This is a genomic window from Bacillus sp. B1-b2 (genome assembly GCF_009183415.1).
In the GTDB taxonomy this organism is placed as follows: domain Bacteria; phylum Bacillota; class Bacilli; order Bacillales; family Cytobacillaceae; genus Niallia.
The window spans coordinates 20,968-35,134 of sequence record NZ_WEHU01000006.1 but is presented as its reverse complement, the minus strand read 5'-3'; the positions used below and the strand labels follow the sequence as shown (position 1 = coordinate 35,134).

General features: G+C 35.7%; 18 protein-coding genes. 9 read left to right on the top strand and 9 right to left on the bottom strand.

What is annotated here, in order from left to right; all coding sequences use genetic code 11:
* Positions 1–5: 5 nt before the first annotated feature.
* Genes cydD through F9279_RS07405 form a run of 3 tightly spaced genes read right to left on the bottom strand, consistent with a single transcriptional unit; the run spans position 6 to position 4,121 of the window.
* Positions 6–1,706 carry a thiol reductant ABC exporter subunit CydD gene (gene cydD / locus F9279_RS07415; protein WP_152112164.1) on the bottom strand — a complete coding sequence of 567 codons (1,701 nt, stop codon included), beginning with the start codon at positions 1,704–1,706 and terminating at the stop codon, positions 6–8.
* Entirely contained in the window at positions 1,706–2,722 is a 1,017-nt protein-coding gene (cydB, locus tag F9279_RS07410; protein WP_152112163.1) for a cytochrome d ubiquinol oxidase subunit II, read from the bottom strand. Before cydB ends, cydD begins: the two co-directional genes overlap by 1 nt.
* Complete coding sequence (locus F9279_RS07405) at positions 2,715–4,121, bottom strand: cytochrome ubiquinol oxidase subunit I (RefSeq protein WP_152112162.1); 1,407 nt, start codon at positions 4,119–4,121, stop codon at positions 2,715–2,717. Before F9279_RS07405 ends, cydB begins: the two co-directional genes overlap by 8 nt.
* Positions 4,122–4,574: 453 nt before the next feature.
* On the opposite strand from F9279_RS07405, the gene F9279_RS07400 reads away from it, so the two are divergent.
* Together F9279_RS07400 and F9279_RS07395 are read left to right on the top strand one after the other, a co-directional pair.
* Positions 4,575–5,429 carry an HAD family hydrolase gene (locus F9279_RS07400; protein ID WP_152112161.1) on the top strand — a complete coding sequence of 285 codons (855 nt, stop codon included), beginning with the start codon at positions 4,575–4,577 and terminating at the stop codon, positions 5,427–5,429.
* A 134-nt stretch (positions 5,430–5,563) separates the two neighbouring features.
* On the top strand, positions 5,564–6,022 hold the full coding sequence (locus tag F9279_RS07395; protein ID WP_152112160.1) for an SRPBCC family protein: 459 nt from the start codon (positions 5,564–5,566) through the stop codon (positions 6,020–6,022).
* Positions 6,023–6,059: 37 nt separating this feature from the next.
* On the opposite strand, the gene bshB2 is transcribed toward F9279_RS07395, so the two are convergent.
* The 3 genes from bshB2 to pdxK all read right to left on the bottom strand — a co-directional run bounded on the left by bshB2 (position 6,060) and on the right by pdxK (position 8,062).
* Positions 6,060–6,725: a bacillithiol biosynthesis deacetylase BshB2 gene (bshB2, locus tag F9279_RS07390; RefSeq protein ID WP_152112159.1), complete on the bottom strand. Its 666-nt coding sequence runs from the start codon at positions 6,723–6,725 to the stop codon at positions 6,060–6,062.
* A gap of 122 nt (positions 6,726–6,847) precedes the next feature.
* A complete protein-coding gene (locus F9279_RS07385) occupies positions 6,848–7,195 on the bottom strand; it encodes a YojF family protein (RefSeq protein ID WP_152112158.1) in 348 nt (115 codons plus the stop codon).
* A 39-nt stretch (positions 7,196–7,234) separates the two neighbouring features.
* Entirely contained in the window at positions 7,235–8,062 is an 828-nt protein-coding gene (pdxK, locus tag F9279_RS07380; RefSeq protein ID WP_152112318.1) for a pyridoxine/pyridoxal/pyridoxamine kinase, read from the bottom strand.
* A 252-nt stretch (positions 8,063–8,314) separates the two neighbouring features.
* Here pdxK and F9279_RS07375 point away from each other — a divergent pair, with 252 nt between their 5' ends.
* From F9279_RS07375 to F9279_RS07365, 3 genes are read left to right on the top strand one after another with little or no spacing between them, the layout of a single operon-like run.
* Positions 8,315–8,779 (top strand): molybdenum cofactor biosynthesis protein MoaE, encoded by a 465-nt coding sequence (locus F9279_RS07375; RefSeq protein WP_152112157.1) that lies wholly within the window; start codon positions 8,315–8,317, stop codon positions 8,777–8,779.
* Positions 8,772–9,005, top strand: a complete 234-nt coding sequence (gene moaD / locus F9279_RS07370) for a molybdopterin converting factor subunit 1 (RefSeq protein ID WP_152112156.1) — start codon at positions 8,772–8,774, stop codon at positions 9,003–9,005. Before F9279_RS07375 ends, moaD begins: the two co-directional genes overlap by 8 nt.
* Before the next feature lie 24 nt (positions 9,006–9,029).
* Entirely contained in the window at positions 9,030–10,052 is a 1,023-nt protein-coding gene (locus F9279_RS07365; protein WP_152112155.1) for a ThiF family adenylyltransferase, read from the top strand.
* Positions 10,053–10,099: 47 nt separating this feature from the next.
* Here F9279_RS07365 and F9279_RS07360 read toward each other — a convergent pair whose 3' ends face one another.
* Positions 10,100–10,426 (bottom strand): general stress protein, encoded by a 327-nt coding sequence (locus F9279_RS07360; RefSeq protein ID WP_152112154.1) that lies wholly within the window; start codon positions 10,424–10,426, stop codon positions 10,100–10,102.
* Positions 10,427–10,610: 184 nt separating this feature from the next.
* Between F9279_RS07360 and F9279_RS07355 the strand changes: the two genes are divergently transcribed.
* The 4 genes from F9279_RS07355 (at position 10,611) to F9279_RS07335 (ending at position 12,996) form a co-directional block, all read left to right on the top strand.
* Positions 10,611–11,357, top strand: a complete 747-nt coding sequence (locus tag F9279_RS07355) for a DUF4230 domain-containing protein (RefSeq protein WP_152112153.1) — start codon at positions 10,611–10,613, stop codon at positions 11,355–11,357.
* A gap of 11 nt (positions 11,358–11,368) precedes the next feature.
* On the top strand, positions 11,369–12,037 hold the full coding sequence (locus tag F9279_RS07350) for a uracil-DNA glycosylase (protein WP_152112152.1): 669 nt from the start codon (positions 11,369–11,371) through the stop codon (positions 12,035–12,037).
* Positions 12,038–12,294: 257 nt separating this feature from the next.
* A complete protein-coding gene (locus tag F9279_RS07340; RefSeq protein ID WP_152112150.1) occupies positions 12,295–12,606 on the top strand; it encodes a YwdI family protein in 312 nt (103 codons plus the stop codon).
* 18 nt (positions 12,607–12,624) lie between these two features.
* Positions 12,625–12,996 (top strand): DUF423 domain-containing protein, encoded by a 372-nt coding sequence (locus F9279_RS07335; protein WP_152112149.1) that lies wholly within the window; start codon positions 12,625–12,627, stop codon positions 12,994–12,996.
* On the opposite strand, the gene F9279_RS07330 is transcribed toward F9279_RS07335, so the two are convergent.
* Both F9279_RS07330 and gerQ read right to left on the bottom strand, forming a co-directional pair.
* Complete coding sequence (locus F9279_RS07330) at positions 12,971–13,600, bottom strand: hypothetical protein (protein ID WP_152112148.1); 630 nt, start codon at positions 13,598–13,600, stop codon at positions 12,971–12,973. The genes F9279_RS07335 and F9279_RS07330 overlap by 26 nt on opposite strands.
* Positions 13,601–13,649: 49 nt before the next feature.
* A complete protein-coding gene (gene gerQ, locus F9279_RS07325) occupies positions 13,650–13,997 on the bottom strand; it encodes a spore coat protein GerQ (RefSeq protein WP_152112317.1) in 348 nt (115 codons plus the stop codon).
* Between the last annotated feature and the right edge of the window lie 170 nt (positions 13,998–14,167).

The following is a 14,167-nucleotide window of genomic DNA, read 5'->3' as shown; positions in this document are numbered from 1 at the left end:
CCTCCTTACTGTTGTAATAGGCTATAATAATAGCCTTTTGCTGCGATAAGATCAGAGTGTGTTCCCTTTTCGACAATCGTACCGTGATCTAGAACTAATATATAATCCATATCCTTCATCCAATGAAGGCGGTGTGTAGCAAGAAAAACTAACTTGTCTTCCAATAAGGGGAGCATCATTTCCTTTAATTCAAATTCTGTTTCAATATCTAGGTGAGAGGTTGGTTCATCAAGCAACATGATGCTACGATTTGTTAGAAAGGCACGAGCTAAGGCGACTCTTTGCTCTTGACCTCCACTTAATGTTCGTCCTCCATCTCCTAACGTTTCATCCAATCCATTTGGTAAAGCTTGATACACATCATATAAGCCAGTGGCCTTTAATGCTGAGATTATTTCTTCATCAGATGCTTTAGGACGGTAGAATGCTATATTATCTCGTAAACTCATGCTGTAAATATAAGGAGATTGAGGAATATAGGTTGTATGCTGTCTCCATGCGTCTGTCATAAGATTAGGAATAGTGACTCCATTGACAGAAATAGTTCCATTGGTATGCGCATTAAAACCACTAAGTAAATCTATTAGTGTAGATTTTCCAGCTCCACTTTCGCCTACAATTCCGATTTTTTTAAAGCCTTCAATAGAAAATTGAAGATTCTTTAAGGTAGGTTCTTCCTCTGCATTATGTTGAAATTCTACTCCCTGAAACAAAAGAGAAGACGTACTAATGAAAGGAATAGCCGTTGTTCCATTTGCAAGAGCTGTTTCTTCCTTTAGTATTTTCTGAATGGATTCGCCAGCCTCTTTTCCATCTAAAGTAGCATGGAAATCAGCTCCCACCATACGAACAGGTAAGAAAAATTCAGGCGCCAGTATTAAAATCATTAAGGCTGGGAGCAATACTAAGTCTCCATTGATTAAGCGTAGCCCTAAGTTTACAGCAACAACAGCCACAGAAAGAGAAGTGAAAAAATCTAAGGAAAAAGAGGAAAGAAAAGCTAAACGTAATGTTTTCATTGTTGCTTTACGATATTGCTCACTAACCTTTTCAATATTACCTTTATGCTGTTTACTTCTCCCTAAAAACTTTAGTGTTTCTAATCCTCTTAATGAATCTAAGAAGTGGTTGGATAGTATTTTATACGTAGCTAATTGTCTGTCCATCTGACTGCTTGCGGCCATCCCAACTAAGATTAGAAATCCAATGAGAATGGGCATTGTAACAGTTAAGATTACACCTGATAGCCAATCGTTCCAATAGACATAAAGAATAATCATTCCAGGAACAATTCCAGTAGCCAGCATTCTAGGAAGGAATAGTTCTAAGTATGTTTTGTATTGTGTAATTCCTTCTAAAACAAGTGTTGAAATGTTTCCACTACCATGTTTTTTGGTATATTTCGGACCAAGTTCAAACAGCTTTTTAACAAGTGTAGATCGTAATTCTTTGCTTGTTTTCTCTGCGAAATTAGTAGCTATATTTTGTTGGATAGTGTGTGCTAGGTGACGTCCTAAAAATGCCAACAAGAACAATAGGATTTTTCCATATTGTTCTTGAATTGCAACTCCGTTATATAAAGAGGCTATTATATCTGCAAGCCATGTGGCAAGCAGAATAATAGCGAATCCCTCCATAACAGTTAAAATTCCAATTGTAGCTAGAATCGGCTTGATTCCGGTAAGCTTCATTAAATTTTTATCCATTAGTATTCTAAGTGAGACTTCTCGGTAATCCGTTTACGGAAGACAATATAACTCCAAATTTGATACCCTAATATAAAAGGAAGAAGGGTAAGAGCAACAATTGTCATAACCTTAAGCGAATAATGACCAGAAGCAGCATTTTGGATAGTCAAACTGAATGCATCACTTATAGAGCTAACCATTACTCTAGGGAATAAGCCGATAAAAATAGATACAAACGATAAGGCAATAACAGCACCTGTCATTCCAAATGCCCAACCGTCCATTTTTCTTGAAATAAAGAAACCACCAACAACAAATGCAATAACCCCTAGTGAAAAGATAAAGGATAGGATTAATCCACGTGCTGCGAAGATGTCTGTTTTTAAATAAGTTAGAGCAGAGAATAGAAGTAATAGAATACCAAGTAACGGTAATAGCTTTTGAGCCAAGTTGCGAGCTCTCTCTTGTAGATCACCTACTGTACGAAGAGTAGTGAAAACTAAACCATGAACTAAGCATAAAACTAGAACTGTCAAACCACCAGTTAATGTGTAGTAGTTTACTACATCAAAGAAACCAGCATTTAATTCCATGTTTTTATCAATCGGTAGGCCTTGCATGAAACAGGTGAAAACTACTCCAAATAATAATGGTGGAAGGGTACTTCCTATGAATATACAAACATCCCAAGCTTTCTTCCAATTAGGATGGTTGTCTTTTGCACGTAATTCAAAACCTGTAGCGCGAACGATTAAGGCAAGTAGTAAAACAACCAGTGGTGTATAAAAACCACTGAACATGGTTGCATACCAATGTGGGAAAGCAGCAAACATAGCTCCTCCAGCAGTGATTAACCAAACTTCATTAGCGTCCCAGAATGGACCAATAGAGTTGATTAAGATACGTCTTTCTAAATCGTTTTTTGCGAGAAGCTGTGTAGACATACCTACCCCAAAATCAAATCCTTCTAAAAAGAAGAATCCGATGAACAAAACGGCAACTAATATAAACCAAAGCACATTTAAATCAAGCATGGAATCCCTCCTTTGAAAATGGATCTGTATCTATTTTTGCTTCTTCTTCTTCTTCCATCATATATGGACCCTTTTTAATCACTTTTACGTAAAGATATACCATGATCACACCTAGAATTGCATAAATAGTACAGAAAGAAATAATCGAGAATAATACTTGACCTGCTGAAACACTAGGAGAAATACTATCTTCTGTTGTCATTAACCCAAAAACAGTCCATGGCTGACGACCAATTTCTGTCATGATCCATCCTGAAGTATTGGCTATAAATGGTAAAGATATACCTCCCACCATGAAACGGTAGAACCATTTATTAGGCTTAGATACTAATTTCTTTTTCCATGCTAAGTAAACACCGTAAATTCCTAGAAGAATCATTCCTACACCAGCAGCAACCATGATTCTAAAGCTCCAGAAAGTAGTTTTAACAGGAGGAATATAGTTACCCTCTCCGTATTTTTGAACATACTCTGCTTGGATTTGATTCATCCCTTTAAGGCTTCCATCTAAAGTGTTATAAGAAAGAATACTTAAAAGATAGGGGATTTTTATTTCAGCACTATTTTCTTTATTTTCTACATCGATATTAGCAAAAACAGTCCAAGGAGCGGGATCTTCACTTTCATCCCATAACCCTTCACTTGCTGCCATTTTCATCGGTTGTGTTTCTACTAAAAATTGTGCCTGAGCATGACCAGCCACTAGCGTTAAGAAAGTCGATGTTAAAGCAACTGTTATAGCAACCTGAAAGGATTTCTTAAAGAAATCAATATCTTGTTTTCTTAATAATTTGTAAGCACTAATACCGGCTACTAAGAATGCTCCTGTAGCATATGCTGCAAATAGAGTGTGTGGAAATTCCACAAGTACTTGACCATTTGTGATAAGAGCAAAGAAATCAGTCATTTCTGCGCGGCCATTATTGATTTCGAAACCAACTGGTCTTTGCATAAAGCTATTTGCAACTAGAATAAAGAAAGCGGAAAGAGTTGTTCCAAGAGCAGTTAACCAAATACATGCTAAGTGAACCTTTTTAGATAAACGGTCCCACCCAAAGATCCACAGTCCAATGAAGGTACTCTCCATGAAGAAAGCAAGTAATGCTTCTATAGCAAGTGGTGCACCGAAAACATCTCCAACAAAGCGTGAATAATTAGACCAGTTCATTCCAAATTGGAATTCCTGCAAAATACCAGTAACTACACCAATGACAAAATTAATTAGAAATAATTTGCCCCAAAACTTAGCCATTTTTTTGTATTGTTCATTTCCTGTTTTTACGTAATAAGATTCCATAATGGCAATAAGTAGTACCAAACCAATGGAAATTGGAACGAAAAAATAGTGAAAAATGGTAGTTGAAGCAAACTGTAAACGTGAAAGAAAAACCATATCCATAGTTTTTACTCCTCCTTTTAAAGTGGTAATGTTAGTTTGTGAATTTTTCACATAGTAAAAGCGACAAAAATCATTGCATAAGTTAGCGATATAAAAGAAAACTAGAAAAAAAGATAAAGTTCTAAAATTGAAGTGCTTACTCTAATGATTTTTTTGTAGAAATTTGTCATCGGAAATACTGATGTATAAAGGCCCTCAAGTGTTTTTTTCTGATCGTCTCCCTTTAAATAAATGATAGCTATATCATAATGAAATTTTGAATGTTTGAGGCAAAGTTCACTAAGAGTTTGAAAATTGTTCACATATTCGTTCACAAATATGACAAACATTAGAAGAGAAAAGGATGAGGATAAACCTAGAGGATCAAATTGAATTCCTTTTGAATGCTTATTATTCGTGATATGATATGAAAGGAAAATGCAGTGCGAAGTTCTGATTGAAGAGGTGGAATATATGATTAAATGTATTGCGATTGATATGGATGGTACCTTACTAAAATCCACTCAAGAGATTACACAAGAAAACCGTGAAGCGATAAGAGAGGCACAAAGTAAAGGGATTGAAGTAGTCATTGCAACAGGTCGTGCCTATGAGGAATCAGGTGAATTATTAAAAGAGGCAGGAATTATTACTCCTATGATCTGTGCAAATGGAGCGGAAATTAGAACAAAAGAGCATGAAGTTATTCAGACAAATCCACTTAGCAAAGAGACTGCGATAGAAATCGCTAATGTGTTACATAGTCATCAAGTTTACTATGAATTTTATACGAATAAAGGCACATATACTTTAGATAAAACAACAGCTAAAGCACTTATAATGGATATATTTACAGTTAGTGGCCATATCAAAAATATGGATGAAATTAAAGAAGCTGCTGAAAAGCGATTAAATGATATTAATCAAGTAGATAGCTATGCTATTTTATTCGAGGATTCTTCACAGTCTATATATAAAGTATTGGCTTTCCATTTTGATCAAACTGTACTTGCTCAGGTTCGCCAAGAACTGAATGAGATTTCTGGAATTGCTATTAGTGCATCTGCGAAAGAGAATTTAGAGATCAACTCTATTCATGCCCAAAAAGGTGTAGCACTAGAGGAGTTCACAGCAGCTCGTGGAATCTCTTTATCTGATACAATGGCCATTGGTGATAATTATAATGATGTATCAATGTTTAAAAAAGCTGGAAGAGCAGTTGCAATGGGCAATGCGGTGGATGATATCAAGAAGCAATGTCATTTTGTAACTGGAACGAACGAAGAAAGCGGAGTAGCTCAAGCAATAAGAAAAGCGCTGGAAGAATAATAGCTCTACATTCAAATAATTGGTCTGATAAGTCGGTACATGCTAATTGAATTACTCAATTCCCTCTTTTTTCGGTATAATAGATAGGACTTACTATGTTTAAACATATTGATTCTTAGTCTTGAGGTGAAAGTATGGCAGATTTTCAAGCAAGTGTTATAATCTGTGAGCCGATTGAAGAAGTATTTGCTTATTTTGCTGATATGAAAAATGTTCCTGAATATATGACAAAAGTAGAAACAGTTGAAAAGATAACGGAGGGACCAATTAAGGTAGGATCAAGATTTAATGAGATTCGAAATGTTCGTGGTAATTTGGTGACTGCTGAGATTGAGTACCTTTCGTTTAAAGAGAATGATACATTTAAAAGAAGAAGTATTTCGAATGGATTTACAGTAGATTATGAGTACACTTTTTCTGAACTCCAAGAAGGCACACAAGTAGAATTTGAAGGTACTTTGCTTTTAAAAGGTTTAAAGATGCGCCTAATGAAAAAAATTCTTGTGAATATGGTAAGAGCAGAAGATGGAGATCATGTTCAGAATGCAAAAGAAGTTTTAGAAGGAAAAGAAGAAGGCTATTCAGAAGGATAAAGGATCAGACCACATTAAGGGTCTGATCCTTTATCATTTAAAACTTATATTCCCAGTATCTCTCTGTATAAAGACGAGTTAGAATTTCTGGATCTTGATTAGCTAAACCTTCTTGTAAAGTTTGAGCATAAGCTTGAGTCTGAGAAAGATGTGCTGCTATAGTAGCAATCTTTTTATCTACATAATTCTCCACATCTATTTCAATATTAGGCTTTCCTAAATCTTCTTCACAGTTTCTAGAAAAAGCAACACAATACAATTTAGCACGTTTAGATGCTTCTCTTTTCTTCATTGCTGCTACAACAGCAGCTCCTGTTGCATCATGGTCTGGATGAACAGAGTAGCCTGGGTAAAAAGTGATAACTAAAGATGGATTTAACTCATCCATTAAAGCTGTGAAATCATCAACTAACACATCTTCTTTCACAAATTCAATCGTCTTATCACGATACCCTAGCATGCGAAGGTCCTCAAGGCCCATAGCTCTAGCAGCTTCCTGTAATTCTTTTTCTCTAATAGTAGGTAAGGTTTCTCTCGTTGCAAATGGTGGATTACCTAAGTTTCTACCCATCTGACCCAATGTCAAACAAGCATATGTAACGGGAGTACCTTCATGAATAAATTTTGAAATCGTACCTGATACCCCAAATGCTTCATCATCGGGATGAGGGAAAATGACGAGTACTTGTCTTTCTTTTTCCATTATGTGGACTCCTTTCGAGTTCCTTCTACTTCCTTATGTCTAGCTTAGTATTCGGAGGGTTGAGGACTAGTACTATAAATAGTATAGCCCTCTGCTCCTAAAGGAAGATTCTTCCGTTTTTATTATTCAAATGGGGTTTCGCTTATTTCTAGAGCCACTGCTAGCTTTCCAGTAAAATCTAATCCAGCAAGTAATAAGCGGTTTTGGTTATCTACTTCATAATGAGTAATTCCTTCTGCGTAAACCCAACCAATTTCTGTTTTAAGTCCTATTCGATAGGGACCTTCGCCGGTTATTTTGCCATATTCATATTGTAGCTTGGCATTTCTTATATAGGCACCAGAATTAAAGAAGGATTCATCATTATGGTTTGCGTAGGCACCATTGGTGGTTTCTAAGTGTACATAGACTTCCTTTTCACACAAACGGTCAATTACTGCTTGAACTTTATCTAGTTGTACAAACTCCATATGTTTCTCTCCTCCTATTTTTATATTTCTAACTATTCCTTAATTAGAAGTAGTTTTTTCCTTTTCATTACGATATGCACCATGCATAGTTGGCCCTACATACTCATTCAATCTGAACCCATTACGAATGGCAGCAGTAGTAAAATCTTTCGCTGTTTGAACTGCTTCAAGAACAGTAGCACCTTTAGCTAACTCTGCTGTAATAGCAGCAGAATTAGTGCAGCCTGCTCCATGAGTATAAGAAGTATCTATTAGTTCACTCTCAAAGATAGTGAATTCATTTCCATCATAAAATAAGTCAATAGCTTTTTCATGACCTAATTTACTACCGCCCTTAATTAATACATACTTCGGACCTAGAGCATGAATTTTTACAGCTGCTTCTTTTAAGTCATCAATTGTTTTAATCGGGTGATCCGTTTTTGCTAGCTGCCATGCTTCGAAAAGATTAGGTGTTACAATCGTTGCACGAGGAACCAGAAGTTCGCGAAGAGCATTAGCAGTTTCAGGGTGAAGTACTTCATCTTCTCCTTTACATACCATTACTGGGTCAATAACAACATACTTAATATTATTTTCATCAATCATTTTAGCTGCTGATTCAATAATCTCTACTGAGCCTAGCATTCCAGTTTTCATAGCATCAATGCCAACAGAGAGAACCGTCTCAAGTTGAGAATTGACTGTTTCAATTGCTTGAGGAAAAACGTTATGGTGCCAATGATTTTTGGGATCCATTGTAACAATGGTTGTTAAAGCGGTCATTCCATATACGCCTAATTCTTGAAATGTTTTTAAATCTGCTTGAATTCCTGCACCACCACTAGTGTCAGATCCTGCTAAAGTTAATGCTTTTTTCATTGTTATGCCTCCTAATATATGTAATTCTGACAAATGCCCTCTAATAGGAAAAAAAGATTTTGTTTGATTGAATAATTGTAGACTATTTTTAATAATGATACAACTTTTCTAGCTCTATTTCATTAGTTTGTCTTTGCTGAATTCAAGTTAATAGAAGAAGTAAGTAATAATAAATAGTAAGAGAATTCAGTTTAAAATTATGTTACTCTTACAATATATCCTAACCCTTTAAATATTAATGGAAAGGAAGGTTAGATTGTGAACTTTGAAATAACAGAAAATCCAATTAATATTCAAGATGTAATAGATAAAGTAACAAGAAGAAATGCAGGCGCTATCACAACGTTCATTGGAACGGTTCGTGAACTAACGGAAGGTAAGCGCACCTTATTTTTAACATATGAAGCATACATACCTATGGCTTTAAAGAAATTAGAGCAAATAGGAGAAGAAGTAAAAGGAAAATGGGGAGATGTTGAGATAGCAATCACTCACAGAGTGGGAGGACTTGATATTAGTGATATAGCAGTAGTTATAGCTGTTTCTACTCCACATCGAAAGGAAGCATACGCAGCAAATGAGTTTGCAATAGAAAGAATTAAAGAAATTGTCCCTATTTGGAAAAAAGAACACTGGGATAATGGTGAAGAATGGATAGGCAATCAAAAGGGAACAAAGCAATATAGAAGTGGAGAGCCTAGTAAGGAGGAGATAGATGGTTAACATACTATTTTTTGCAGGAGTGAAGGAAAGTACTGGGGTTGAAAGGTTAGAAATTGAATATGTAAATCAGACAATTGCCGATTTAAAAACCTACTTGCAAGATAGATATCCTACCCTTTCATTAGATGGTGTGATGGTGGCAATTAATGAAGAGTTTGCTTTTGATGAGGATGTTATTTCTGATCATGATACAGTCGCCTTTATACCCCCAGTAAGTGGAGGATAATTATAAAGAAGGGAGGAGATTGATTTGGATGAAAATAGATATTCGCGCCAAACTTTATTTTCTCCGATTGGTAAGGAAGGGCAGGAAGAGCTAAGTAAAAAACATGTCTTAATTATTGGCGCTGGTGCTCTAGGGTCTAGCTCTGCAGAGATGCTTGTGAGAAGTGGAATAGGTAAGGTCACCTTGGTTGATAGAGATTATGTGGAAGAAAGTAATTTACAAAGACAACAACTGTATACGGAGAAGGATGCAAAGAATAGGACTCCTAAAGCAATTGCTTCGGAAAATAGATTAAAGGAAATCAATGCAAATTGCTTGGTAAATGGTATTGTTGGGGAAGCAACGGTAGAGTTGCTAGAATCATTGATACTAGATGTAGATTTAATGATGGATGCCACAGATAATATGGAAATAAGAATGATAATGAACGACTTAGCGGTTAAACATGGTGTGCCTTGGATATATGGTGCTTGTGTAGGGAGTAGTGGAATGACTTTTACTATTGTCCCTGAACAAACTCCTTGTTTGCATTGTATCTTGCAAAGATTGCCTGTTCATGGAATGAGCTGTGATACAGTAGGAATTATCTCTCCTGCTGTACAAATGGTAGTCGTACATCAAGTAACAGAGGCATTAAAAATACTTATAAACGATATAGAATCGCTAAGAAGTACATTCTATAGCTTTGATTTATGGAATAATATTTCTCATAATATTAAAATGAATCGTGTGAAAAAAACGACTTGTACTACATGTGGAGAGAATAGATTATTTCCATTCTTAGAAAAAGAGAATCAAACAAAAACAGCTGTTTTATGTGGGAGAGATACGGTACAAGTTCGACCTCCTTCTGAGAAAAACTTAGATTTTTCTATGCTTGCTGAAAGTTTAAAGAATAGAGGATATCAAGTAACTTCTAATCCATTTTTATTAAATGTTCAGCTAAAAGAAAATAGACTAGTTCTCTTTAAAGATGGAAGAGCACTTGTTCACCATACTAAAGATATCATGTATGCTAAAACTCTCTATGATCAACTATTAGGATAAAAGAAAGCAGGGTTCTCTTGCTAAAAGAGAACCCTACTTTCTAATGATTAATGTTGTTGTGAACCAACAATAACCAACTTACCTGTATCTAGTACTTCCTCGTATTTTGCTGCTTCTGCTTCTGTTAAGCCAACTGACTGCATTTTAGAACGTAACTCGTCACCGCGTTTTCTAAATACATTTCCGATAGAATCAAAGAGACCTTGTTCTTTCATGGATACATTGCCAGTATCTGTAGCATCCGTTAGGTCCTCTGAGCGATCTTTATCATGTGCAAAAATATAGATATTTTCTTTTGCATATCCTTGATTTTCTAAAGCACTAATAATGTTTGTAGCTTGTACACCATTTTCTACTACTTCTACTTTATACATATTCCATTCCTCCTATGAAAATATATTTAGGTATTTCCTGTATGTTTTGTATATATCCTTTTAGTACAGAAACAAAACATATCATTTACTGGTAATATTTTCATATAAAGTTAGTTTGCTATTTCTCCACATTCGACAAATTTCTCGATATAATAAGAATAAAACACTAGAGTGGAGGGGTTAGGTGGTCACAAGAAAAGAAAGAAAAACAATAGAAAGAGAAATAAATCAGGGTGAAAAAGAACAGGCTAGTACAGCTGTAGAGTTAAACAGTCGAGAAATCCGATTTCCATCATTCGGTTTAAATAAAAGAAAGAGAAAATTAAGTAGAAAAATAACGATAACTTTAGTTTTCATTATTTTATTATTAGCTATAGGAATTATTAGCTTATGGCAAGTGGCATTTCCAAAGGAACCTGTTATGAGAACCAGCGCATATTTAGAGCAAATGAAGGATTTATCAACACTTGCATCTTCACAAGCTTATATCAAGGTAATCTTAGAAAAAGAAGATAATGAGCTTTTTGGAAAAGAAATTAACACAAATATTCCTGGAACTAAAAGGAAAATTTTATTAGTAGTTCCAGGAACAGTAACAGCAGGTGTAGACCTATCTTCTATGAAAAATAATCAAATAGAGGTAGATGAAGAGACAAAAACATTGAATATTACTTTGCCTAAAGCAAGCTTTCTTCAAGATCCATCGGTGAACTTTGACCAAGTAGAGACATATTCTATCTCTGGAATATTCCGCAGTGATGTGGAGTGGGAGGAAGCATATGATTTAATGGAAGAAGCAAAGTTAGCAATAGAGGAAGAAGCCACTGCACAAGGGTTATTGGAAAAGGCAGAGGAAAATGCCGAAAAAACAATTAAAGAGTTTTATCAACAATTGGGCTATTCTGTTAACCTGAGCTATGAAACTCAATAAGGAGGGAAAGCATGATTAGCACATGGGAAGAACTACTGGAGCAAGAAAAACAAAAAGACTATTATATCCAATTAGATAGTTTCTTAGAAGAAGAGTATCGTTCAAATACTATTTATCCTAAAAGAGAAGAAATCTTTACTAGCTTGAAATGGACTCCTTATGAAAAGGTAAAGGTAGTCATCCTTGGACAAGACCCTTACCATGGACCTAATCAAGCACATGGCTTAAGCTTTTCCGTTAAACCAGAAGTAAAAGTGCCTCCTTCTTTAAAGAATATCTATAAAGAGTTACATCATGACTTGGGATGCCCAATCCCTAATCATGGCTACTTAAAAAGTTGGGCAGAGCAAGGTGTTTTAATGCTAAACACGGTGTTAACTGTTCAAGCTGGAAAAGCTAATTCTCATCGAGGAATGGGATGGGAAACATTTACTAATGAAGTGATTAATTTCTTAAATCAAAGAGAGGAACCTATTATCTTTGTATTATGGGGAAATCCAGCACAAAAGAAACTAGCTTTAATAGATAAAGAGAAACATGGAATTATTTTATCCACACATCCAAGTCCATTATCTGCGCATAGAGGCTTTTTAGGTAGTCGTCCGTTTTCTACAATTAACCGCCTTTTAGAGGATAGTGGGCAAAGCCCTATCAATTGGTGTATAGATGATTTTTCCTAGAAAGAAGCATATAATAGAAAAAGAATGGTAGACGATAATTGTCTACCTTTTTGATTGGAAGGGATCATGATGGAGAAAAATAAGATTGATTGTTATAAATGTAAATTTTTCTATGTAACATGGGATCGCCAATTTCCTAAAGGGTGCAAAGCTTTTCAATTTAAAGGAAGAATGTTGCCCTCAATAGAAGTGAAAAAATCATCTGGACAGGATTGTCTGCGATTTCAGCCTAAATAAAATAGAAAGGAGAGAGAAAGATGAATATATCTATTCAACAGCTATTAGCAAAAATGGAAGAACAATTAAAGGATGCGAGAGAAAGCCAAACAGACGTGAAAGTAAGAGAAAGAGTATATGCCATAAAATCACTGTGTGAACTCATTCTTGATCAGGATAAAACTGCTGCGGATGATATGTATATAAAGTCTTCGCCAATCCACATATCCCATCCTAATACAATCGCACAACCACAACCACCTATGAACATGGTCTCGCAACCACTTCAAACATCGCAAGTACAAAAATTAAACACAGAAGAAGGTAATGGTGATTCGCTATTTGATTTTTAGGAAAGAAGGTATAAAAGAATGAAGGTATTTCTTATTATTGGAGCAATAAATGCATTACTATCAGTTGGTATTGGCGCATTTGGAGCACATGGTTTAGAAGGGAAAATCTCTGCCAAATATTTAGACATTTGGAAAACAGGTGTAACATATCAAATGTTTCATAGCACAGGCTTAATGGTTATTGGGCTATTGCTAGGGAAATTCCCAGAGAGTAGTTTGCTAAACTGGGCAGGATGGCTAATGTTTAGTGGAATCATCCTCTTCGCTGGAAGCTTGTACATACTAGCAGTTACACAAATTAAAGTATTAGGAGCGATCACTCCATTAGGAGGAGTTGCTTTTTTAACTGCTTGGCTATTAGTAGTTATCGCAGTTTGGAAATGGATGTAATAGTAAAAGAAGGAGAGGCGTTATGCTTCTTCTTTTTTATAGAAATATCGTTTATTCTAACAAGAAGGTCATTCATAGGATGGATGAAAGCACGATCTGAAGGAAGTGAGAGAAAAGGTAGTTCATGAGCGTGATGAAAGCCCGAATTGAAGAAACCAAGAGAAAAAGGTCGTTCATGAGCAGGATGAAAGCCCGTTTTGAAAAAACCAAGAGAAAAAGGTAGTTCATGAGCGTGATGAAAGCCCGAATTGAAGAAACCAAGAGAAAAAGGACGTTCATGAGCAGGATGAAAGCCCGAATTGAAGAAATCAAGGGAAAAAGGTCGTTCATAAGCAGGGTGAAAGCCCGATTTGAAGAAATCAAGGGAAAAAGGACGTTCATGAGTAGGATGAAAGCCCAAATTGAAGAAACCAAGAGAAAAAGGTAGTTCATAAGCAGGGTGAAAGCCCGATTTGAAGAAATCAAGGGAAAAAGGACGTTCATGAGCGTGATGAAAGCCCGAATTGAAGAAATCAAGAGAAAAAGGTCGTTCATGAGTAGGATGAAAGCCCAAATTGAAGAAATCAAGAGAAAAAGGTCGTTCATCTGCAAAATGAACAACCACTAGCCAAGAGTACTTTCATTATATCTATCAGAGCAAATCTATATTAATCCTATCTAGGAGGATATGTAGATAGGCTTGGTGCTACCCCATATGGATATTCATATTCAATCTCTTCATCAAATGTAATGTAATCAAGATAAAGCATTGGAATCAAATAACGAACTCCTGTTTGAGGATCACTCAGAATAAGATGATCACGTCCTGCTGCTTCAATAATCCCTTTGAAAATTTTAGCATTCCATTCACGGTTATTTTCGAAAGTGGCATATGCTGTGGCGATTTTACCTTTATTCAATCTTAGGATGTTCTCAATATAAGATGCTTCAAGCGGTAATTGTCCTGGAGCTACACTTGCACTTGGAATAGGTTGTTGAACAGGTGCTTGTGGTTGATACATTTGTTGATTATTGTAGTTTGGAACTTGATTTGGAACAGCTCCATAACCTTGGGTGTACCCATAACTTGGCACATTACGGTTTTGGTTTTGATAATTAGACTGACTCATTTTCATCATCCCTCCATTATCTTATGAAAGCCAAACTGTTTCTTGTGTTGGCGTTACGTCTA